This window comes from Streptomyces sp. NBC_00154 (genome assembly GCF_026342835.1).
Classification (GTDB): Bacteria; Actinomycetota; Actinomycetes; order Streptomycetales; family Streptomycetaceae; genus Streptomyces.
Genome location: NZ_JAPEMI010000001.1, coordinates 2,875,291 through 2,897,128 on the forward strand (window position 1 = coordinate 2,875,291; position 21,838 = coordinate 2,897,128).

23 protein-coding genes and 1 pseudogene are annotated in these 21,838 nt (G+C 68.8%); 15 read left to right on the forward strand and 9 right to left on the reverse strand.

Annotated features, from left to right (window positions below; genetic code table 11):
* Positions 1–41: 41 nt before the first annotated feature.
* The 4 genes from OHA03_RS12850 to OHA03_RS12865 all read left to right on the forward strand — a co-directional run bounded on the left by OHA03_RS12850 (position 42) and on the right by OHA03_RS12865 (position 3,900).
* Complete coding sequence (locus OHA03_RS12850; protein ID WP_267003783.1) at positions 42–821, forward strand: calcium-binding protein; 780 nt, start codon at positions 42–44, stop codon at positions 819–821.
* Between the two features lie 661 nt (positions 822–1,482).
* On the forward strand, positions 1,483–2,151 hold the full coding sequence (locus OHA03_RS12855) for a DUF4097 family beta strand repeat-containing protein (protein WP_267003785.1): 669 nt from the start codon (positions 1,483–1,485) through the stop codon (positions 2,149–2,151).
* A gap of 13 nt (positions 2,152–2,164) precedes the next feature.
* The gene (locus tag OHA03_RS12860) at positions 2,165–3,118 is read left to right on the forward strand and encodes an ATP-binding cassette domain-containing protein (protein WP_267003787.1); all 954 of its coding nucleotides are present in this window, start codon (positions 2,165–2,167) and stop codon (positions 3,116–3,118) included.
* Positions 3,115–3,900 carry an ABC transporter permease gene (locus OHA03_RS12865; RefSeq protein WP_267003789.1) on the forward strand — a complete coding sequence of 262 codons (786 nt, stop codon included), beginning with the start codon at positions 3,115–3,117 and terminating at the stop codon, positions 3,898–3,900. Before OHA03_RS12860 ends, OHA03_RS12865 begins: the two co-directional genes overlap by 4 nt.
* Here the strand turns inward: OHA03_RS12865 and OHA03_RS12870 are convergent.
* Positions 3,881–4,105: pseudogene (locus tag OHA03_RS12870) on the reverse strand (hypothetical protein); the annotation flags it as partial. The gene OHA03_RS12865 and the pseudogene OHA03_RS12870 overlap by 20 nt on opposite strands.
* Before the next feature lie 35 nt (positions 4,106–4,140).
* Entirely contained in the window at positions 4,141–4,419 is a 279-nt protein-coding gene (locus tag OHA03_RS12875; protein WP_267008282.1) for a hypothetical protein, read from the reverse strand.
* A gap of 603 nt (positions 4,420–5,022) precedes the next feature.
* Between OHA03_RS12875 and OHA03_RS12880 the strand changes: the two genes are divergently transcribed.
* From OHA03_RS12880 to OHA03_RS12910, 7 genes are all read left to right on the forward strand, one after another.
* Positions 5,023–5,349 carry a hypothetical protein gene (locus tag OHA03_RS12880; RefSeq protein WP_267003791.1) on the forward strand — a complete coding sequence of 109 codons (327 nt, stop codon included), beginning with the start codon at positions 5,023–5,025 and terminating at the stop codon, positions 5,347–5,349.
* A gap of 11 nt (positions 5,350–5,360) precedes the next feature.
* A complete protein-coding gene (locus OHA03_RS12885; RefSeq protein WP_267003793.1) occupies positions 5,361–5,984 on the forward strand; it encodes a DUF5819 family protein in 624 nt (207 codons plus the stop codon).
* The gene (locus tag OHA03_RS12890; RefSeq protein WP_267003795.1) at positions 5,981–6,988 is read left to right on the forward strand and encodes an HTTM domain-containing protein; all 1,008 of its coding nucleotides are present in this window, start codon (positions 5,981–5,983) and stop codon (positions 6,986–6,988) included. Before OHA03_RS12885 ends, OHA03_RS12890 begins: the two co-directional genes overlap by 4 nt.
* 71 nt (positions 6,989–7,059) lie before the next feature.
* Positions 7,060–7,557, forward strand: a complete 498-nt coding sequence (locus tag OHA03_RS12895; RefSeq protein ID WP_267003797.1) for a hypothetical protein — start codon at positions 7,060–7,062, stop codon at positions 7,555–7,557.
* Positions 7,542–8,429, forward strand: a complete 888-nt coding sequence (locus tag OHA03_RS12900) for a serine hydrolase (RefSeq protein WP_267003799.1) — start codon at positions 7,542–7,544, stop codon at positions 8,427–8,429. The genes OHA03_RS12895 and OHA03_RS12900 overlap by 16 nt, the downstream gene beginning before the upstream one ends.
* Entirely contained in the window at positions 8,426–9,892 is a 1,467-nt protein-coding gene (locus tag OHA03_RS12905) for an NAD(P)/FAD-dependent oxidoreductase (protein ID WP_267003801.1), read from the forward strand. Before OHA03_RS12900 ends, OHA03_RS12905 begins: the two co-directional genes overlap by 4 nt.
* Entirely contained in the window at positions 9,889–10,131 is a 243-nt protein-coding gene (locus OHA03_RS12910; protein WP_267003803.1) for a hypothetical protein, read from the forward strand. The genes OHA03_RS12905 and OHA03_RS12910 overlap by 4 nt, the downstream gene beginning before the upstream one ends.
* 55 nt (positions 10,132–10,186) lie before the next feature.
* Here OHA03_RS12910 and OHA03_RS12915 read toward each other — a convergent pair whose 3' ends face one another.
* Positions 10,187–11,167 carry a helix-turn-helix transcriptional regulator gene (locus OHA03_RS12915; protein ID WP_267008029.1) on the reverse strand — a complete coding sequence of 327 codons (981 nt, stop codon included), beginning with the start codon at positions 11,165–11,167 and terminating at the stop codon, positions 10,187–10,189.
* An 842-nt stretch (positions 11,168–12,009) separates the two neighbouring features.
* Between OHA03_RS12915 and OHA03_RS12920 the strand changes: the two genes are divergently transcribed.
* A complete protein-coding gene (locus OHA03_RS12920) occupies positions 12,010–12,213 on the forward strand; it encodes a cold-shock protein (RefSeq protein ID WP_019056860.1) in 204 nt (67 codons plus the stop codon).
* A gap of 383 nt (positions 12,214–12,596) precedes the next feature.
* Here the strand turns inward: OHA03_RS12920 and OHA03_RS12925 are convergent, their stop codons facing one another.
* The 4 genes from OHA03_RS12925 to OHA03_RS47820 all read right to left on the reverse strand — a co-directional run bounded on the left by OHA03_RS12925 (position 12,597) and on the right by OHA03_RS47820 (position 16,244).
* Complete coding sequence (locus OHA03_RS12925) at positions 12,597–12,950, reverse strand: hypothetical protein (RefSeq protein WP_267003805.1); 354 nt, start codon at positions 12,948–12,950, stop codon at positions 12,597–12,599.
* 1,043 nt (positions 12,951–13,993) lie between these two features.
* Positions 13,994–14,317 carry a hypothetical protein gene (locus OHA03_RS12930; protein WP_267003807.1) on the reverse strand — a complete coding sequence of 108 codons (324 nt, stop codon included), beginning with the start codon at positions 14,315–14,317 and terminating at the stop codon, positions 13,994–13,996.
* Positions 14,318–14,464: 147 nt separating this feature from the next.
* Positions 14,465–15,499, reverse strand: coding sequence for a zinc-dependent alcohol dehydrogenase family protein (locus OHA03_RS12935; protein WP_267003809.1), 1,035 nt, complete (start codon positions 15,497–15,499; stop codon positions 14,465–14,467).
* Positions 15,500–15,560: 61 nt separating this feature from the next.
* The gene (locus tag OHA03_RS47820; RefSeq protein ID WP_323181200.1) at positions 15,561–16,244 is read right to left on the reverse strand and encodes an aldo/keto reductase; all 684 of its coding nucleotides are present in this window, start codon (positions 16,242–16,244) and stop codon (positions 15,561–15,563) included.
* A 50-nt stretch (positions 16,245–16,294) separates the two neighbouring features.
* Here OHA03_RS47820 and OHA03_RS12945 point away from each other — a divergent pair, with 50 nt between their 5' ends.
* From OHA03_RS12945 to OHA03_RS12955, 3 genes are all read left to right on the forward strand, one after another.
* Positions 16,295–17,563 (forward strand): ATP-binding protein, encoded by a 1,269-nt coding sequence (locus OHA03_RS12945; protein WP_267003813.1) that lies wholly within the window; start codon positions 16,295–16,297, stop codon positions 17,561–17,563.
* 148 nt (positions 17,564–17,711) lie between these two features.
* A complete protein-coding gene (locus OHA03_RS12950; RefSeq protein ID WP_323181202.1) occupies positions 17,712–19,034 on the forward strand; it encodes an ammonium transporter in 1,323 nt (440 codons plus the stop codon).
* Complete coding sequence (locus OHA03_RS12955; RefSeq protein WP_267003815.1) at positions 19,031–19,369, forward strand: P-II family nitrogen regulator; 339 nt, start codon at positions 19,031–19,033, stop codon at positions 19,367–19,369. Before OHA03_RS12950 ends, OHA03_RS12955 begins: the two co-directional genes overlap by 4 nt.
* Positions 19,370–19,470: 101 nt before the next feature.
* Here OHA03_RS12955 and OHA03_RS12960 read toward each other — a convergent pair whose 3' ends face one another.
* Together OHA03_RS12960 and OHA03_RS12965 are read right to left on the reverse strand one after the other, a co-directional pair.
* Positions 19,471–20,886, reverse strand: coding sequence for a vanadium-dependent haloperoxidase (locus tag OHA03_RS12960; protein WP_267003817.1), 1,416 nt, complete (start codon positions 20,884–20,886; stop codon positions 19,471–19,473).
* A 149-nt stretch (positions 20,887–21,035) separates the two neighbouring features.
* Positions 21,036–21,776, reverse strand: a complete 741-nt coding sequence (locus OHA03_RS12965; protein ID WP_267003819.1) for a PP2C family serine/threonine-protein phosphatase — start codon at positions 21,774–21,776, stop codon at positions 21,036–21,038.
* Positions 21,777–21,838 lie beyond the last annotated feature (62 nt).

The following is a 21,838-nucleotide window of genomic DNA, read 5'->3' on the forward strand; positions in this document are numbered from 1 at the left end:
GCTCCCTCTGATCGATCAAAGACTCCCGTGGGGGGACATTCATGCGCACAACCACGCGCCTTGGCCTGCTCGGTACCAGCGTCGCGCTGGTCGCCACCGCGATCGGCGCCACCGCCGCCCAGGCGGAGGACGGCGGCGAGGGCAACATCACGATCGACAAGGTCGTCGTCAACGGCGGCAAGCCGGTCGTGGTTGGTACCACCAAGGTGGTGTCCGCCAAGGTCTCCGTGACCGCGTCGGACGATTCGGGCATCGCCGAGACCACGTACATCAGCGCCTTCGGTCCGAAGCCGAACTTCGCGCAGGTCTGGGACGACGAGATCACGTGCGTGAAGGCGAGCGCCACCACGTCGACCTGCACGGGCACGCTGACGTTCGACCCGCAGGCGTCGACCGGCTTCGTCGGCAACAGCGCGGCGGCCACCTGGAACCTCGGCACGCTGGTCTCCGCCAATGACTACGACTACATCCACCGGGACGCGGCCACCACGTTCAAGGTGCAGCGCTACTCGCGGCTCACCACGAACGCCGCGCCCGAGCCCGTCAAGAAGGGCAAGACCATCACGGTCACCGGCCTGCTGTCCCGGGCCAACTGGGACACCAACAAGTACATGGGCTACACGCAGCAGAAGGTGACGCTGCAGTACCGCAAGAAGACCTCCAGCACGTACACCGACGTCAAGACGGTCACGTCGTCCTCGACGGGCTCCCTGAAGACGACAGTCACCGCGTCCGCGGACGGATACTTCCGCTACAAGTTCGCCGGCACCTCGACCACCCCGGCCGTGACCTCCACCAGCGACTTCGTGGACGTCCAGTAGCCACGTACCAAGGGCGTTTCTGACCGTTCTTGAAGCCGTCCGATGGCTGTCACCAACGGCCCGGCGAGACGGTCGGCGCCTCACGAAGCGACGGCAGGGCCGCGGCCTGGTGTCATTCATGCCAGGCGGCGGCCCTGCCGTCGCCATGCACGGGCAGGACACCCTCGGCGTCCCGCCCGTCCCCGATCCCGAGAGCCGCTTGTGCTCGCTGCAGCGCCTGAGGGTGCTGTCCTCGGCGGCCAGTGATCGGTGTGCAGGTCCACGTCCCGGCCGCGTCCACCGTCGCGGTGCAGACGATGCCGCCCGCGTCGGTCGGCCTTACCGCGCCCCCCGCCTCCCCGGTCCCGGCGAAAGCCGGAGTGCCGTCGCGGAGAGTCCGGCTGTCCGCGGGTGTCGTCGGCCAACCCCAACGCGATCTGCTGGGGTTCCTGCCCCGGAATTGCGGTCTCCTTCGTTCTCCTCGGCACCTCCAGCGTAGCGTTCACTTTCATTCTATTGCAACGAACGAACAGCAAGCGTTGCGTTAGATCTGAAACCGTTGCAACGATTTAACGGCTTCTACCTGCACTGATTGCAATAATGCGCAACGCGTCTATTGAGGGATCCTTGAACGCAACGTAGCTTTTCCTTCATCGGAAACACCGATCCGAAGGAGAGCACGATGCAGAAGTTCGACACCCCCGCCCCGATCTCCGCCATCCTCGACGTCCCTGCGGGACGCATCCGGTTCATCGCCGCCGATCGGGCCGACACCGCGGTCGAGATCCTGCCCGCGGACGCCTCGAAGGGCCGCGACGTGAAGGCTGCGGAGCAGATCACGGTCGAATACGGCGACGGCGTCCTGCGGGTCGAGGCCTCACCGGCGAAGAACCGGATCCTCGGCAGCTCCGGATCCGTCGAGGTGACCATCCAGCTGCCCGTCGGCTCCCGCATCGAGGCGAAGGCGGCCAGCGCCGAGTTCCGGGGCGTCGGACGACTCGGCGACGTCGGCTTCGAGGGCGCGCAGGGCTCGGTCAAGCTCGACGAGACCGCGAACGCCCGCCTCACCCTCCTCGCCGGTGACGTCTCGGTCGGCCGCCTGGGCGGCCCCGCGGAGATCAGGACCAAGAAGGGCGACATCCGGATCGCCGAGGCCGTGCGCGGCACGGTCGTGCTGCACACCGAGGCCGGTGAGGTGTCGGTCGGCGCCGCCCGCGGGGTCTCCGCCTCCCTGGACGCCGGCACCACCTACGGCCGGATCCACAACGCGCTCAAGAACACCGACGGCGCCGCCGGCCTGAACATCCACGCGACCACCGCCTACGGCGACATCGTCGCCCGCAGCCTCTAAAGGAGCACCGATCATGACCAACCCGGCCATCGCGGCGAACGGTCTGCGCAAGTCCTACGGCGACAAGGTCGTGCTCGACGGCATCGACCTGACGGTGCCGGCCGGCACTGTCTTCTCCCTGCTCGGCCCGAACGGCGCAGGCAAGACCACCGCCGTCAAGATCCTCTCCACCCTCATCACCGCCGACGCCGGCGAGATCCGCGTCGGCGGCCACGACCTGACCACCGACCCACAGGCCGTACGCGCCGCGATCGGCGTCACCGGGCAGTTCTCCGCCGTCGACGGCCTGATCACCGGCGAGGAGAACATGCTCCTCATGGCCGACCTGCACCACCTCTCCCGCAGCGAGGGCCGCCGCACCGCCACCGAACTCCTTCAGCGCTTCGACCTGGTGGACGCCGCGAAGAAGCCCGCCTCCACCTACTCCGGCGGCATGAAGCGCCGCCTCGACATCGCCATGACCCTGGTCGGCGACCCGCGGATCATCTTCCTCGACGAACCCACCACCGGCCTCGACCCCCGCTCCCGCCACAACATGTGGCAGATCATCCGCGAACTCGTCACCGGCGGCGTCACCGTCTTCCTCACCACCCAGTACCTGGAGGAGGCCGACGAGCTCGCCGACCGCATCGCGGTACTGAACGACGGCAAGATCGCCGCCGAGGGGAGCGCCGACGAGCTGAAGCGGCTGATCCCCGGCGGACACGTCCGGCTCCGCTTCACCGACCCGTCCGCCTACCAGACCGCCGCCTCCGCACTGCGCGAAGTCACCCGGGACGACGAGGCACTGTCCCTGACCATCCCCAGCGGCGGCAGCCAGCGCGAGCTGCGCTCCATCCTCGACTGGCTGGACTCCACCGGCATCGAGGCCGACGAACTGACCGTGCACACCCCCGACCTCGACGACGTGTTCTTCGCCCTGACCAGCTCCAGCGTCCCCGACCAGCCCAAGGAGACTGTCCGATGAGCGCCCTCTCCCTCGCCGTCCGCGACTCGAACACGATGCTGCGGCGCAACCTGCTGCACGCCCGGCGCTACCCGTCCCTCACCCTGAACCTGCTGCTCACCCCGGTCATGCTGCTCCTGCTCTTCGTCTACATCTTCGGAGACGTGATGAGCGCGGGCATCGGCGGCACCGACCGCTCCGACTACATCGCCTACATCGTCCCCGGCATCCTGATGATGACCATCGGCGGCACCGTGATCGGCACCGCGGTCTCCGTCTCCACCGACATGAACGAGGGCATCATCGCCCGCTTCCGCACACTGGCGATCCACCGCGGCTCCGTACTCATCGGACACGTCGTCGGAAGCCTGCTGCAGTGCATCGCCAGCGTGATCCTCGTCGGCGCCGTCGCCGTCGCCATCGGCTTCCGCTCCACAGGCGCCACACCCCTGGAGTGGCTGGCAGCCCTCGGGCTGCTCGCACTGTTCTCCCTGGCACTCACCTGGATCGCGGTCGGAATGGGCATGGCCAGCCCCAACGCCGAAGCCGCCGCCAACAGCGCACAGCCGCTCATCCTCCTCCCGCTCATCTCCAGCGCCTTCATCCCGGCCGACACCATGCCCGGCTGGTTCCAGCCCATCGCCGAATACCAGCCCTTCACCCCCGCCATCGAAACCCTGCGCGGCCTGCTCCTCGGCACCGAGATCGGCAACAACGGATGGATCACCATCGCCTGGTGCATCGGCCTGGCCGCGCTCGGCTACCGCTGGTCGACGGCAGCGTTCAACCGCGACCCGAAGTAACCGCCATGACAACGCGGGCCGCCTCCCGCAACTCGCCCCGCCCCAGGGCGGCGTACTCCGACACCGCGTCGGAGTACGCCGCCCCGTCGGCATCCTCAGCCGCCCGCCGAGCCCGGACCGCAGACATCGTCGGCTGGAACTCCCTTAGCACGCCGAAGCGTTCGGTCCGCGCGAGCAACCGCACTGCGCAATGATCGCCGCCGGCAGGGCCTGCCCACGGCGAGCCCGTGCAGGTGCGAATCAGCGAGAGACTATGGCTGCCGAGATCATCATGGGACCGACGATCAGAAGCACCGATCTTTCCAGGCTGAGAAGAGATCGTAGGACCGACAGCACGCGGGGAAGTGGCCTGATGCCAAGGTCCGCCAGGGCCAGCCGGGTAACGTGCACCGGCTGCGCATAAGGCACCTTCTGCGGCCGTTCCCACGCGTACCACCGTACGAGCTGATGTCCCTTGGCGTCGGAGTCGTCGGTGAAGATCAGGCGGGTACCCGAGACGTCGGTGATGATGATGTGCATCGTGGAACCCCCGCGGTAGACCTCTTTCCAGGTCCGCACTCTCCGCAGGGCATGCAGGTCGATCGTGCGATGTCCGGTCCACGTTCGCGCGGTGAGGAACCGTGAGTCAGGTCCATGCCTGCGCCATGGTTTCCGAGCGACGCGCAGGTAAGGCAGAGCATGGCAACCGAAACCCGCCATGACACCCGTTGTCATCATAATCGGGGAAGCGTCTGAGAGGGGAGCTGCCAGCGCGGCCGGAATCACCATGACCACTGCCAGGCCGGCGACGATGGCGGCCGTCAGGACGCGGACTCGTCGAAGCGTGCAGCATCGTGAGGTTGAGCAGGATGGCGCTGGCATGAAGCTGTCCTGCACCGTGCAACATGTTGACACCGAAGTCTCTTTATCGGACGCCCTGCCGCTGGCATTGTTTTCCCCGCAAGCACGGTCCGGTGAATTCGGGGGAATTAATGACCGCCAATGCCAGGCGCACTTCACAACGCGTCATCCAGTTTGTCGCACCGTCTTTCTTGGCCAAAATTCCCTCGTTCGCCGCACGGTCCGTTCACCCGGTGAACGGGTGGCAGTGATCCGGACCGTAGAGAGAGAACAGGGGAGAACATGAAGAAGGCAATCGCTGCTGCCGGTATCGCACTCGGTGGCGCGGCTCTGGTGCTGTCCGTCCAGGGCTCGGCCCAGGCCGCTCCCGCGGCACCGGTTCTGCAGCAGGCGTCCGTCACCAAGGGTGGCCCCGAGGCCGCTCCCATGTGGATCGGATCCGTCGCCAAGATCGCCCAGAAGGCGTACGTGCACGGCAAGGCGGCCGCCGGCACTACCGCCCTCCGCAACCAGGTCGGCAACATGACGAAGATCGCCAGCCTTGGCTCAGCCCCCAAGGACGGCGTCGGCGCCGGCACCCGATCGGCAGAGACGATCTTCGACAAGTGATGGCACACCGCATGACCAGGAGGGCGGTGCTGCTTGTCGGCGCCGCCCTCCTGGGCCTTCATTTCCTCCTCGCCGCCTTCTCGCAGAGCCCGTACACCCCGATAAAACTGCGTTATTACGACAAGGTGAGCGACTATCTGGACCCCTATTTCGCACAGAACTGGATGCTCTTCGCACCCGACCCGCTCGCGGACGACCGCGGAATTCTCGCCCGGGCGAAATGTGCGGACGGCCGGGTCACCGAGTACTACGACGTGACGTCGCCGTACATTCACGCCGCGCAGGACAGCCGTTTCTTCCCCTCCCGTATGTCACGGCTGGTCGGCAGCAGCCTGCAGTCCCTCTACAACTCGGACCCGCTGCTCGACCGGCTGCGCAAGTCGGAGAAGGAGAAGGAGAAGCCGGTTCTTCCCCTCATGCCGTACGAGAAGAGCTCACGCGAGGACGCCGTCCGCTTCCTCTCCCGGTACTCCATGACGCAGATGCCTCAGGCGTGCGGAGGCGATCCCCGGAGCATCCAGATCCGCATGTACGTAAGGGAGTTGCCGCCCTGGTCGAAGCGCGACGACCCGAGCGCGAAGGACAGGATCAGCGTGCAGGACTTCGACTGGCAGAAGGCAGGTGACCTGCGATGAGCAACTCCGTCCCGCTGCTGGACAGATGGAGCAGCCACCCGGTGAGCGTGCTGGGCGTGTCCGGCACGCGGGCGCTGATCGGCTTTGTCGGGCTCATGTTCTACGTCAGCCAGTACAGCGACCGCGGGTATCTCTTCGGGCCGGACGGCGTGTTCCCGTGGAAGGACTTCCTGGCCGCCCTCGACCGGGACGGCACCTTCAGCCTGTACGCGCTCAGCAGTTCGGCGTCCTGGTTCGAACTCGTCTTCCACGTCGGCATGCTGAGCGCGCTGGCCGTCACCTTCGGCGTGGGCGGCCGTCCGGTGCTCGTCATGCACTGGGTACTGCTGTGGTCCGTCTACCAGCGTCAGCCACTCATCCTCGACGGCGGCGACAATCTCGCCTACCTCGTGATCCCGATGCTCGTTCCGACCCGGTGCTACGACCGGCTCTCGCTCTCGCCGGGACTCACCGGGCGCTGGACCCGTCGGATGCCCGAAGGCCTCGGCGCACTGCAGGCCCCGCTTCACAATCTCGGCGTACTCGCCATCGCCACCCAGATCTGTCTGGTGTACGTCACCAGCGGTCTGTACAAGGTGCAGGGCAAGCTGTGGCAGGACGGAACTGCGCTCTTCTACATCATGCGCATTCCCGAATTCTCCCTGCCCGGCGTGTCCGACCTGGTCTACGGCAACGACATGCTGGTCTTCGTCGGCACCTACTCGACCACCTTCTTCCTGGTGTACTTCCCGCTCGGCATCCTGGTGCCCCGGCTGCGCCCATGGGCCGCCGTTGCGTCCATCGGATTCCATGTCTCCATCGGATTCTTCATGGGACTCACCGGCTTCGCCCTGACGATGGTGGCGTGTGACCTCATCTTCCTGAGTCGGCCACTCGGAGAGGGTGTGGCCTTCGTGACCCGCGCCACGGCCCGGATCGAGCGGTCCCTGCGTGAAAGGCTGCGGCGGCCGGAAAAGGACGCCTGCAATACGACCGCCCGCGGGGCGGTGGAAAATACTGGCTGATCGTCAGGCCGGTTCCCTGAGAATGCATTTCAGATCGAACCCATGGCAATACGCGAACGGTGGAGTCAACTGTGGCAATGGTCGGGCTGTTCTGGGTCTCCGAGGATGCGGTCCACCTCGGTGCACCACCTGGTGAGTCGGCCGCCGGCGTCCGGGTGGCCGCCGCGGGCCTCGATGCGGTCGGATCACGGTCCGGCACCTGGAAGTGGGCCGACCTCAGCTCGGTAGCCGTCGTCGGTGCGCCGGTGAGAGCGACTCCCGGCCGGCAGCTGTCGATGACGCTGGACGTGGTGCTCGGAGCCATGGGGCTGGGCGGACCGGAGGGTCCCGCCGAGATGACCGTACGTGTCCAAGCATCCGACGGTGTGGATGAGTTGCTCGTACACTCGGCCGCCGCCGGCGGGTACACCCCTCGTGAGGTCGCGCTGTCCCATCAGGTACTGGACCGCTTCGTCGCCGGGACTCTCAGCCCGGCGGTCCTCAGCGCATGGGGGCGTGCGCACGGTGCAGGGAAGACTCCGCGCCCCGCCGAACGCGAGGCCCTTCTCCAGCAGTGGGCGCAGTCCTGATGGCGGGCTGGTCACTGCGACCCGTTCCTGTCTGCGTACTCAGGAACTCGGCTCCGCCGCTGGCCCGGCACGGGCACGATCCGGCCGCCTTCGTCGAGATCGGGTCCCTGACCAAGGTTCTCACCGGCACCGCACTGGTACGGATGGTCCGGGCGGGCCTGCTCGGCCTCGACGACCCGGTGGAGCAATGGCTCCCGACGCCGCCCGGATCGGGGATCACGCTACGGAACCTGGCAGACCACACCTCGGGCCTGCAACGGCTGCCACCGGGCCTGACCGGCCCCGATCCCTACGCGGCCTTCGACGAGGACGCGCTGCAGGCCCTTCTGGGACGGCTCGGAGAGGTCACCGTGAGGCAACCGGGGCAGGAGGCCGAGTACTCCAACCTCGGTTACGCCGTACTCGGTGCGGCCCTCGTGTCCGCGGCCGGGCGGCCGTACGAGGAATTGCTTCGTGAGCACGTGCTCACGCCGCTGGGGGTGGACGAGGTGACCGCGCATCCGCCCGCCGATCGACTGCTGGGCGCACGGAGCCTGTTCGGCGGGGAACGCGACCGGTGGACCTTGGACGGGCCGATGCTGCCCGCGGGCGGGCTGTGGGCCACGCCTCGCGCGTTCGCCACCGTGGTCACCGGACTGCTGCTCGAGCGCGCGCTGGGCGAACCGGCGCCGTCCTGGCAGTCGGCGGGGCCGCTGTTGTGGCACAACGGGGCGACCCGCGATGCCTCCGCCTTCACCGGGGTGATCCCCCGGACGGGGAACTGGGTGCTCGTGCACCGGCTCGGCGGTGCGCCCGACCGCACCGACAAGATCGGACTCGGTCTGCTCGGCGCCGGGGACACCGCGGGACAGAACGAAGGCGAACGCGCATGACCAGCATCGACGCCGCGGTCGTCGGCACCGGCCCCAATGGACTCGCGGCCGCCGTCACGCTGGCACGCGCAGGACTGAGGGTGGAACTGTACGAACGCGCCGACGACATCGGCGGCGGGCTGCGCAGCAAGGCACTCTTCGACGAGGACGTCATGCACGACATGTGCGCCGCAGTGCATCCGATGGCCGCGGCCTCGCCTTTCTTCCGCGAGTTCGACCTCGGCGCGCGCGGCGTCGAACTGCTGAACCCGGATATCAGCTATGCCCACCCGCTCGACGATGGCCGGGCCGCCCTCGCCCACCGGGACCTCTCCGCAACCTGTGAGCAGCTGGGGCCGGACGGAGAGCGCTGGCGCAGCCTGATGCAGCCGCTGCTCGATCACAGCGCGGGCGTCGTCGACTTCGTCCTCTCGGGCCGGCGGACCCTGCCGCGCGATCCCCTCGCCCCGCTCCTGCTGGTTCGGCGGGTGCTGCGCCACTCCACCTCACTCGGCAGTTTCCGGGGGGAGAAAGCGGCGGCACTGCTGACGGGCGTGGCCGCGCATGCGATGGGCCGACTGCCCAGCATCGCCTCCGGAGCGGTCGCGATGCTGCTCGGTCACCTGGCCCACGGATCGGGCTGGCCGCTGCCGCGTGGGGGAAGTGCGCGCATCGCGGAGGCGATGGCCGTCGACATCACCGCGCACGGCGGCCTCTTCCACACCGGTGCGCCCATCACCGACCTGCGCCAACTGCGGCATGCCAGGACCGTGTTCCTCGACACCAGCCCCAAGACCTTCCTCGCTCTCGCCGCTTCCCGGTTGCCCGCCCGGTACGCCCGCGCGCTGGCCGCCTTCCGCTACGGCCCCGGCGCGGCCAAGGTCGACTTCCTGGTCTCGGAACCGATCCCGTGGCGCAACCCGGCGGTGGGCCGGGCCGGCACCGTACATATCGGTGGCACCCACGCCGAGATGGTGCGTCAGGAAGCGTTCACCGCCAGGGGTGTGCCGACCGGCGAGCCGTTCGTCCTGCTCTCGGATCCCACGGTCACCGATCCCGACCGGGCTCGGCCGGGCAGACGCCCGGTGTGGGCCTACGCCCACGTGCCCAACGGCGATACGCGTGACCCGATCCCGCTCGTACGATCCCGGATCGAGCGGTACGCCCCCGGCTTCGGTGACACGGTCATCGCTCAGCGCGCCATCACCGCGGCCGACTACGAGTCGTACAACCCGAACTACGTCGGCGGGGACATCGGCGCCGGCGCGATCACGCTCACCCAGTCCCTCCTGCGCCCGACCCCGCGCCTGGATCCCTACCGCACTCCCCTGTGCGGGGTGTACCTGTGCTCCGCCTCCACGCCGCCCGGGCCCAGCGTGCACGGCATGTCCGGCTACCTGGCGGCTGTTTCGGCACTCCGCCGTGAGTTCGGCGTCCGCACGGCTCCCGTCCTCTCCCCTGCCGCAACCGCGTCGACGCGGTGACGTCCTCGCGTGAGGAACTGACGGAGGTCGTTCTGGTCCGGCAGCAGGCATCGGCCGCACCGGGTGCGGTCGCCGTGGTCCGGCTGCTCGCCGGGCTGCCGCCGCACTGGGCATGCGCCTGGGCCGTCGGGGGCGACCGGATCACGCTGCGCGTCGGGACGCCGGCCCCGGGCGGGGCGGAGGCTGTGGCCACAGTGGTGGCGGGCAGTGCGCCCCCCGGCTGGGCCGTCCCCCGGTGACCCGGTGGCCGGCGCGCCCGGAGGACACCCGCCCCCCTCCGATCGGATCCGGTGATCAGATCCAGCCACGTTCGCGGGCCACCAGGGCGGCGTGCGGGCGGCTGGAGGCACCCAGGAGCCGCAGCAGCTCCGCGACATGCCGTCGATAGGTGCGTATGGAGATGCCCAGGGCACGGGCACCGATCTCGTCCTTGCTGCCGCGGCACATCGCTTCCAGCACCCGCCGCTCGATCTCCCCGGGACCGCTGCCATCGGCGTCGGCCTGTCCGTCGGCGCTGTCCGTCAGGTCCTCGGCCTGGTCCCAGATCTTCTCGAACAAGGCCACGATGTTGGCGACCAGGCCCTCCTCATGGGCCAGCAGGGCGCCACGTGCGGTGTCGGCGGGGTCCTTGGGCACCAGGGCGGCACGCCGGTCGTAGACGAGGATCCGCTCGGAGATGTCCTCGGCCACCCGGATCGTGGCGCCCTGCGCCACAAGCTCACGCAGGTAGACCATGGTGGGCGGGTGATCGAGCGCCTCCCTGCGGACCACGCTGCGCATGCGGACACTCCGGCGCAGACAGCGCTGGTCGAGCCTGCGGGCGTGCGCGATGTTTTCGGGCGTCAGCGCGGTGTAGGGCTCGATGGAGAGGATCTCCTCACGCGCGAAGAAGGCGAGGTCGTCGATCCTGTCACGGATCTGCGGCAGGCTCTGTAGGTGCTCCACGCCGTGCACCGGGACGCCCTTCGGCCCCTGCTCGGTGCGGAGTTCAGAGATGAGGTGCTGGGATCGGATGACGCGTTCGAGCTCCTGGTGCAGCTCGCGCAGGCGCAGCTCGGTGAGGCGCCCGACCGCGGTCTCCGGACTGACGGCGGACAAGAGACCGGGAGCGGTGCGTTTCAGCACTCCGACCGCACACAGCCGATTCACCGACTCCATGGCCTGTTGCGGAGCAATGCGCAAGAGTTGATGGATCTCATCACTGGATGCCTTCTGATTTCGCAAGAGATGCCGATATATCGCCTCTTCCGTCTGTGACAATCCGAAAACAGAAATGCTTGTGCTCACGATGTCTTCCCCCTGGAACAATGAGCGACTCTCTCGCCGCGCTCGCTGGTCAGGCGGGCTCGGCCGTCGACGGGTCTCTGTTCGATCCGCGAGTCTAATAGCGCACCACGTGGGCGTAGTTGCCGAGGGGACATGCGAACACCCCGGACGTGACATTTCTTGATCGGCGTGCGCTCTCGTCCAGTCCGCCGGGCACGGTCTGCGCATCACGGACGTGGCGACCGGCGCCGCTACCGAGCCGCAGTGGCCGACGGCGGGAACCTCGGCGTGCTCACCGACCGTCCCGTGACCCTCACGGACTGGCTGACCCCAGGGCCGCGGGGCTCCGGCCCCGGCAGGCCTCGGCAGCCGTCCGTCCCGGTGGGCGTACGGCCGACCGCCCCACTCCGGCGCGCCAAAGCGTCCGCCACTTCGACCGAGGCCGATCGCTACCGCGCCCAGGCGCACGGTCGACCTGCCCGACAGGCCTCAACAACTGGTGCGCGTCAAGAGGAACAGTCCGTGCCCAACCGACGGCACCTTCGCAGAAACACTTCGTTCACGGTGAGCCAATATGTGTGGTCGCGAAGTTAGAAATCAGAACAAGGCGCAATGAGGGTATCTCACACAGCAGGCCGAGCGAAATCATTCACCACGCAGAGCCGATCCCACCGTGCTACTGTCGATGTCAGTTGCAGTTGTGGTTCCCAAAAACTCCAAGTGCCTCCACCGGCTTTTGCTGCCGTTGGGAGCACTTTTGTATTTCCGGTCATTTCCGGGCGGGGCAATCATCACGCGACGCGGAGTCGGCACAGTGCGGACTCCGGGCACTGCCCCGAAGGAGATTTGACATGGCATCTGGCACCGTGAAGTGGTTCAACGCAGAAAAGGGCTTCGGCTTCATCGAGCAGGACGGTGGCGGCGCTGACGTGTTCGCCCACTACTCGAACATCGCCGCCCAGGGCTTCCGCGAGCTGCAGGAGGGCCAGAAGGTGACCTTCGACATCGCGCAGGGCCAGAAGGGCCCGACGGCCGAGAACATCGTTCCCGCCTGACGCTGACGCATAGTACGAGCTGGGTCCCGCACCTTGGGGTGCGGGACCCAGCTCGTTCCATTTGAGGGTGCAGCCCTCCCCCGCGGCCGATGGCGCTTCCAGCGGCAAGCATCCCGGCATCGCAGCCCCGTCGCACGGGGCACCCCATCCGGCTCCAGACGCAAATTCCGTATGAGATTCCACTCCGGAAATGCGTCCCTGGCCCCGAGGCTCTGCACGAATTTCAGCGACTGACGCTGTTTCTTCTGCCGCTCGGATCAGCTTTCGCTTTCACTTCGGCCCGTTCTTGCGATTCACCGTGCTGCTCATTTGCTGCGGGAACGCCTTGATGTCTGCCGCATCGAGGAAGATGCGTGTCGTCCGGTTCTACGTCCTGGCGGGGCTCAGTGGTAGCTGAAGTCGCCCACGGTCCAGGCGCTGACGTCCTCGATCGACACCCGGTACATCCCGCCCGTCTCCGGGATCCCCACAGCTCCCTGCAGGATCCTTGCGACGTGGAAGTGCAGATGCGTGGGCGGCCCGTCCTTGGGCGTGGAGGCGGTGAACGTGCCGGCGAACTCGCCCAGGTGGGCCGAATCCGTCAGGACCTCCGACACCCGCTGTCGCCAGACGGCTTCGGGAGCCAGTCGACCCGTGATGACAGCACCACCGGTGACCACGGTCAGGGACATCTGATTGCTTTGCCCGGACTCCACCATGGCGGCGACGTCAACGAGCAATTCGTCGGGCTTCGACATGAGCCGATTCTATTCACCGGACCGTCCGATCGGCTTCGGCAGTGCGGCCGTCGGCTGAATGCCGAATGCCGCCGCGCCGCGGCAAAAACGGTCGAGAGCTCCGGCTGAGCCCGTCAGCGCTCGGAGCCGACACCATGCTCCGACGGTGCACGCAAGCGTGCGCAGAGCGGGAGGGCGAGGGCGGCACCCACGCCTGCTCCACCCACCGATCGCCGGCGAGGTAATCCCCGAGCCCGGAGCGCGAGTTCGATTCCCTTCACCCGGTCCACGCAAGTGCCCCCGGTCCGGCGGCCCGGGGCCGGCGAAGCCCGGCCGCTCATCCCGGTATTCGTGACGACATGTCCGGGAGAAGGACGCACCACCGCCAGCAGATCTTTGCAGCAGCGTCACAAGGGCTGCGCATCACCTTCGGCGAGTGCCAGTAGCGTTACTGCCCGCTCGATCCCGCGTGCGAACTCGAGACAGGTCGCCGGCGTCCCTGGCGGCGCAGCCATCACAGAAAGATCGCAGATGGACTACTGCTCCGCGTGCCGCCGAATTCTCAATGGGGCGCTCGTGTGCCCGGGGTGCGGCGCATACGCTCCCGACATTGCCCCGCCCGCCCATCACTCCCACGGCACGGCCGCCTCCACCCCAACGGCGAATCAGTCATGGCGCGCGGAGGAGTGGCCTGCTCCGGGGTCCTACACCAGCACTCATCACTCCGAGCCGGACCCGATCGGCAGCGGCGCGTCCGGAGACGCGTCGGCCACTGGTTCGTCCAGCGGCCACGAAGGCACTGCCTCCACCGGGCAGGGTCGGGCGGCTCGCCGTCGGCAGCTGGCGCGTTGGAAGAAGAACAAGCGCCGGGCCGTGGCCGCAACGGCCGTTGCCCTCGTCGGTGGCGGCCTGACCGTTGCCGCGCTGCCGACCACCAGGTCTTCCAACAGCCACACACAGGCAGCCTCACCGCCGGAGCCGGTGACCGCGGCCACACCCCGGACAGCGACCACCGACTCGCTATCGGAGCAACCGGACACCCAGGTTCCGCGGCATCCCAGCCCTCACCGCCCCGCGGCAACGAGCCGACAGCAGAGCACCACCGTGGCGGTGCCGCACACCGCGACGCCGAGCCGGCAGCCGAGAGCCGCCGCCACGGCCTCCTCTCCCGCGACCTCGAGCACCACACCGAACACCACACCCGAGTCGGCCACCGGGACGCACACAGGCGACGAAGAGACGCCGTCCCAGGCCCAGGCCCCGGCGACGACGCCGCCCGCTTCCACCGAGCACCCCGCCTCAGGCCCGTCGGCTGTGCACCTGCTGCCGATCACGTCGGCGGGTGATCCGACATCTCCGACGCAGATCTGTCTGATCGCTGTGTGCATCGGCTGATCGCACCGTTGCCATCGCACGCAGACGTCCACGTGCGCGGACGGAAACGCTGTCCGTCCACGCCCGGACGGACAGCGCCCCGCGACCCCTGGGGTGCGAGCGGCCGTACGCCGCCCGGCACACCCCAGGGGCGTATCGGCTCAGGGCTGGACGAGGACCTTCAGGGCCTCGCGGTCGGCCATGGCCCGGTATCCGTCGGGCACCTCGTCGAGGCCGACGGTGCGGTTGAAGACCCGGCCCGGCTCGATCTTCCCGTCGAGTACGTCGGGCAGGAGCTCATCGATGTAGGCGCGGGCCGGGGCCACACCACCGGTCAGGGTGATGTTGCTCAGGAACTCGGGGAAGCCCAGCGGGACCTGGTCGTACTGCGGCGCGCCGACCCGGCTGATCGTGCCGCCGGCGCGGACCACTCCGATGGACGTCTCCAGGGCCGGCAGCAGGCCGACGCACTCCAGGACGGTGTGGGTACCGTCGCCGCGGGTCAGTTCCCGAACGCGCTCGATGCCTTCTTCGCCCCGTTCCGAGACGATGTCGGTCGCGCCGAAGTCGCGGCCCAGGTCGGTGCGGTCCTTGTGCCGGCCCATGAGGATGATGCGCTCGGCGCCGAGCCGCTTGGCGGCCAGCACCGCTGACAGTCCGACCGCACCGTCGCCGATGACGGTGACCGTGGTGCGCGGGTTGACCCCGGCCGTCACCGCACAGTGATGCCCGGTGCAGAACACGTCCGACAGGGTCAGCAGGGACGGCAGCAGCGCGGAGTCCTCGGCGACGGGCAACTTCACCAGCGTGCCCTGCGCCTGCGGGACCCGCACGGCCTCGCCCTGGCCGCCGTCCACGTCGTCAGCGGCCCAGAATCCTCCGTGCCGGCAGGAGGTCTGGAGGCCCTCGGCGCAGAAGTCGCAGGTGTTGTCGGCCCAGACGAACGGGGCGACGACCAGGTCACCGGCCTTCAGCCCGGACACGTCCGAGCCGGTCTCCTCCACGACGCCGAGGAACTCGTGGCCGATGCGGTCACCGTGCTCGGTGGCCGGCCTCGACCCGTAGGGCCACAGATCGCTGCCGCAGATGCAGGAGCGGACCACGCGCACGATCGCGTCGGTGGGCTGCTGAATCCGCGGGTCGGGCACGTTCTCCACGCGCACGTCACCGGCACCGTAAATCAATGTTGCTCGCATGAGATCTTTCCGATCGATTCTTCTCTTGGGTACGGGGGACGACTTGACGGTGTGCCAGTGGTCAGTAGCGGCCGCCCTCCGGCGCGGGCAGTGCGTCCAGATCCGCCAGATCGGCCGGGCTCAGCTCCACGTCCCCCGCCCCGGCGTTGTCCGCCAGGTACTTCGGGGTCTTGGTGCCGGGGATGGGGATGACGTGCTCGCCCTGGGCCACGACCCACGCCAGCGCCACCTGCGCCGGGGTGATCCAAACGTGCTTCTCCTTGCTGCTCGGCGCCGGCGGACTGGCTCGGCGCAGGTGGCTTCGCCCGGGACCCTGGCCCGCTCCCGGTTTCGGTCTCGACGATGCCTTTCGGCCGCATGACCGCGCCCATGGCGCTGAGCCATCCGCGTAGAAGGCGATGCGGATGACGGGCCTCGGCCAGCTCGTCCTGGCCACCAGGTCGCTGGACCTCCATAGGCCGCTGCATGGGGGAAGCCGATCTTCCACGTGTCCAGCCTGCTCCCCGGGCCGGCATTCCGGCAGGCCGCGCTGTGCCGGGGAATGGCGTTCCGAGGTATGACAGGGCCCCCCACACGCCTGCCGGGCAGGACACGGCGCCCGCCGCACCGGAGGGCATGACGAGTGAGCAGCAGAACGGCAGCGAGCCGGGTCGCTGCCTGCGCGCACGCCGGGCGCGGGTGAGACCCCCGAGCAGGTCGGTCCCACAGCAGGCCGCGGCCTGCGCAGCACGCCCGGTCGTCGCACCGCGGGCTGCGGCTGATGATGGGGGTACGGCCGAACACTCGGAGATGATCATGACGGGTTGGTTTGTCAGGGACTACTCCCAGGACGATCTCGAGGCGGTGATCCTCCTGGACACGGAGAGCGGCACGACCGGAGAGCCTCCTGTCTTCCAGCTCTCCGACACCGTGGCGGCCCTCCAAGCCCTTCATCCGGCCGTGGTTGCGGTGGCGGACGATGTGATGATCGGGGCTGCCGTGAGCAGGGTGGAAGGCGACAGGGCATGGATCCTGCGCATCTGCATGGCCCCGTCCTGGCGGCATCGAGGTCTGGGCAGTGCCCTGATCACAGATCTTGAGCACCGGCTCTTCGCCGGTGGTGTCCGGACGGTGCACGCGGTACTGCCCGAGGGCGAGACCGGTGTCGCCGCTCTGCACAACTGCGACTTCGTCACCCGCTCCGGCCTGGTGTTCTTCGAGAAGCGCGGGCCCGTGACGCCCCAGGCGATCAGCATGCTGGCCGCGCTCGGAGCGGAGCTGCCGCCCGGGGGGCTGTGGCAGAAGGTCGCGGGCATGGAACGGGAGAAGCGGCTCATCGAGCGGCGTCTGGTCCTGCCGCTGGCCCATCCCGAACTGGCCGCCCAGCACGGGGTGGAGCTGCCACGCGCGGTCATGCTGTTCGGTCCGCCCGGGACGGGCAAGAGCACTTTCGCGCACGCGATCGCCAGCCGTCTGGGATGGCCCTTCGTCGAACTGTTCCCCGCACGTCTCGCCGCCGAATACGGGCTGGCGGCCGGGCTGAACCGACGGTTCGACGAGATAGCCCAGCTCGATCACGCACTGGTCTTCATCGACGAGGTCGAGGAGATCGCCGCCGAACGCACCGGTGCGGACCCGACCGCGGTCGGCATCGTCAACGAGCTGCTCAAGGCGATCGTCCGGTTCCGCAGTCAGGACGGCCGACTGCTGGTCTGCGCCACCAACAACGTGACCACGCTGGACCCGGCCTTCCTGCGGCACGGTCGCTTCGACTACGTACTGCCCATCGGCCCTCCCGACCACACGGCCCGGGCCGCGCTGTGGGAGAGCTACCTGGCACGAGCGGGCGCGGAGGCCGACAACGCGGCACTCGCGTCCGCCAGCGAGGGATTCACGCCCGCCGACATCGCCCACGTCGCGCGTACCGTCTCCCAGGCCCAGTTCGAGCGCACCGTCGACACCGGAACCCGGGCCCGCCCCACCACGGACGACTACCTGGAGACGATCGGCACCACCCAGCCCACGGTCAGCAGCACCATGGCCCAGGAGTTCTCCGACCAGAGCGACAGGTTCGCCCGCATCTAACACTTCGCGCCGCCGCATCCGCGGTGAGAATTCGGTCACCTCCGCGCAATGAAATGTGCTGGAAACGCATGGGTGTTCGTTACGAAACGCGACCCGGCCACCCTCTCTGTCGCCGGACCCCCACGCCGCCCCGAGGAGGGACTCCCTCTTGACCCCCGTGACCCTGGCCGCAGCAGGCCTCGACACAGGCGACACCGCCTGGCTGCTCGCCGCCACCGCGCTTGTCCTGCTGATGACTCCCGGGCTGGCCCTGTTCTACGGCGGCATGGTCCGCTCGAAGAGCGTCCTCAACATGCTGATGATGAGCTTCGTCTCCATCGCGCTGGTCACCGTCGTCTGGCTGGTCGCGGGCTATTCGCTGGCCTTCGGCGACGACGTCTTCGCCGGCCTCATCGGCAACCTCCACCACGTGGGCCTGGCGGGCATCGGTCCCGGCACCCTCACCGGCAGCGTCCCCACCCTGCTGTTCACCACGTTCCAGCTCACCTTCGCGATCATCACGGCGGCACTGATCAGCGGCGCGATCGCGGACCGCATGAAGTTCGCGGCCTGGCTGGTCCTCGTACCGGTGTGGACCCTGCTCGTATACGTTCCCGTCGCGCACTGGGTGTGGGGACCCGGCGGATGGATCGCGCACTCCCTCGGCGCCCTGGACTTCGCCGGTGGCCTCGTGGTGGAGATCACGTGCGGAGCGTCGGGTCTGGCACTCGCCCTGGTGGTGGGCCCGCGGATCGGCTTCAAGAAGGACGCGATGCGCCCGCACAACCTGCCGATGGTGATGCTCGGGGCCGGCCTGCTCTGGTTCGGCTGGCTCGGCTTCAACGGCGGCTCGGCCCTCGGCGCCAACGGCCTGGCGGCGGCCTCTCTCCTCAACACCCTCGTCGCCGGATCCACCGGCCTGCTCGGCTGGCTCTTCGTCGAGCAGAGGCGCGACGGCCACCCGACCACCTTCGGCGCGGCGTCGGGCGCGGTCGCCGGCCTGGTGGCGATCACGCCCGCATGCGGCACGGTCAGCATCCTGGGCGGCGCCGTGGTCGGACTCGCGGCGGGCGTCGTCTGCTCGTACGCGGTCGCGTGGAAGTTCCGGTTCGACTACGACGACTCGCTGGACGTGGTCGGCGTGCACTTCGTCGGAGGCGTCGTCGGCACGTCGCTCATCGGCCTGTTCGCGACGGCCACGATGACCGGCGGCAAGGAGGGTCTCCTCTACGGCGGCGGACCGGGCCAGCTCGCCCGGCAGGCCGTCGCCGTGCTTGCCGTGGCTGCGTACACGTTCCTGGTGACCTACGGGATCGGTAAGGCGATCGACAAGCTGATGGGGCTGCGGGCCTCCGCGGAGGAGGAGGTCACGGGCCTGGACCAGACGGTGCACGCGGAGAGCGCCTACGATCACGGCGTCCTGGGTCATGCAGCCCCGCAGGCCCTGGCCCTCTCGACACCTCATTCCAAGGACAGGAGCCCTGCCACATGAAGCTCATCACCGCGATCGTCAAGCCGTACCGCCTTGACGAGGTGAAGACCGCACTGCGGGAGCTCGGCGTGCACGGCATGACTGTTACGGAGGCCAGCGGATACGGGCGTCAGCGCGGCCACACCGAGGTGTACCGGGGCGCCGAGTACCGGGTCGACCTGGTGCCCAAGGCCCGCATCGAGGTCGTCGTCGAGGACGCGGACGCGGACCTGGTCATCGACGCGGTGGTCCGGGCCGCACGGACCGGCAAGATCGGCGACGGCAAGGTGTGGGCGGTGCCCGTGGACACGGTGGTACGGGTCCGCACGGGCGAGCGGGGCCCGGACGCGCTGTAGGCGGTGCCGACCGCCGTCACCACCGAGGGCGTCACTGCCACGGTGAAACCCGGACCGGTGCATGCCCCTGGGCGGGCCCGGGTGCGCGCCTGCCCAGGGGCTTACGAGGCGTTCCCGACGCCGCGCGGACACTTCGGCTCAGCGGGCCGAGCGGTTTGCGATGCTTGCGCGTTCCCCGTGCGCAGCGGCTGGAAGTAGTGGGCGAGCGCCCAGGTGCCGATCCGGTTGCCGGCCAGGCATCCGGTGACGTCCGAGGTGCGGAAGTGGATTCCGCCGTACACACGGGCGTTGATCATGTCCTCGTTGAGCTGGTCGGCGTACTCGTAGTGCCGTGTGGTGCCGGTGACCTCGGAGGTGACGTCGAGGTCGACGCGCGAGGTGCCGAGTACCCCGGTCACAACCCGCATCACGGCGCCCGTGAGCGTCGTGTGGCCACTGACGTACTCGGGGTGCGGGGGCGTGATGAGCAGCGGTTCCCACAGCGGGTCCGCCTCGGTCGCGGGGTTGCCGTCCGTGTCGGCCAGCTGGATCGCGGTGATCGGCCGCCAGACGCCGTACCGGAGCTTGGAGTCCCACGCGGTGATGACGGCGTCGGTCGCCGATGTGTTGGCCGCGGCGAACAGCCGCGCTGTCTCGGCGATGCCGAGATGGTGCCGGGCGGCATGGTCGCGGAGGGCCGTCTGGATCTGCACCATCAGGTTGCCCCCGTAGAAGAGGGCGGTCTCGGTCTGGTGCGCGGTTCTGCCCGAGCCGGTCCGCACGCCCATGGTCTTCACTTCGTTCGCGTCCCGGGCGTAGCGGGCTGAGGACAGGGCGGGCGGCTCGCCGGGACGGAACTGGGCGGGGGAGGTGAGCAGGAGCGGCCGGAGTCTGCCGAGCCAGGTGTCGATGAAGGGCAGCCGGGCGGGTGGCGTGGGGCGCCAGATGCCGGGTGCGGGCGGCTCGGTGAAGGGCACGTCCACGAACCGGCCGTCGCCCTCGCGGAGGTCGACGATGTGGGCGGCAGCGCGTGCCCCGAAGGCCACGCCCTGGTCCTTTGCCGGGCCGCTGGGGATCTCGGCGAGGGAGGCGGCGTACGCGGTGTCGAGCTGGGCCTGCGAGGCAGGGAAAAAGGCCAGCAGGATGTGGTGTGCCGCGGTCACGGCCGACGCCTCGGGAGACGCCGTGGCGGGGCCGCTCTCCCGCCACTTGTACGGGGCGTAGTCGCCCTGAATACCGACCACGGCGTTGTAGACGGCGGCGGAGACGAACCCGTGCCAGACGGCCACCTGCCCGGACGGGCGGGTCGGGCCGAGGTTGGCGCTGATCGTCTCGGTGGCGATGGCGTTCCAGTCGCGGATCGCCGCGGGGTCCGCCGAGGGCGGCTGACGGTGGTCGGCGGCGGCTGTGGGGCCGGCCGGGACGATGAGGGCAACAAGCGCGAGTAGCGCGATGGCGCCGACGGCGGCCCGCAGGCCTGAACGAGACGAACGGGGGGAACAGGAACGACGGAATGAGAAGGGGTGATGCTGACCCACGGCGCTCTCCCTTGATTCGGCAGAACCGAATTAGCACCGGATGGAGAGCTGGATCAAGATCAACCGCCGTGGCCCGGGCTTCGCAAGCCGAACGACGCATTGCGGTCGCTGCCGTTCGGGCCTTTCCGGTGGCCCGCTTCCGCCGGCCACTACTCGCCGATGCGTACGACCGCCAGCGTGATGTTGTCGGGGCCGCCCGCCTCGATGGCCGCTTTCCACAGCTCGAAAGCGGCCCTGCCGTCGTTGTGCACCCGCAGCAGGCTGTCGAGTTCGTCCTCCGTCACCGGGTCGGTCAGCCCGTCGGTGCAGACCAGGTAGCGATCGCCTGCGGACAGCGGCGACGTCGTTACGTGGGGCGTGACGGCGCTGAACCGGGAGGCGCCACCGAGCGCCTGCGTGATGAGCGACGTGGTGCGCCGGCCCGGCGCCAACGGCGGGCTGTCGTCGACGCTCACCCGGCGAAGTCCGTCCTGACTCACGTCGAGCACCCTGCTGTCGCCGACGTTGAAGGCGAGCAGCGTGTCCGCCAGCACGACGGCACCCGCGACCGTGGTACCCATGGCGGCCAGCTCCGGATGGCCGTCGGCGGCCGCGTACACCGCACGATTGCAGGCCTTGAGAGCGTCACGAACGGCTTCCTCACTGTCCAACGAAGGGCCGATCGCAGCGAGTTGGCGGACGACCAGCGCACTGGCCACCTCGCCGGCCGGCTGCCCGCCGATACCGTCGGCGACCGCGACGACGAGCGGTCCGCCGAGAGGGAACAGCAGCGTCTGCGGGTTCTCGGTCACGGTGCCGCACAGCGTCCACGGTCCGACCACGAGGCTGTCCTCGTTGCGATCGCGGATCAGCCCGGTGTGGCTCAATGCAGTGACAGCTACGTACGGCATCAGAGGGTCCCGCTTCTCCGCAGCGGACGACAGACGCGTCCCGCACCTCCATTGTGGCGCTG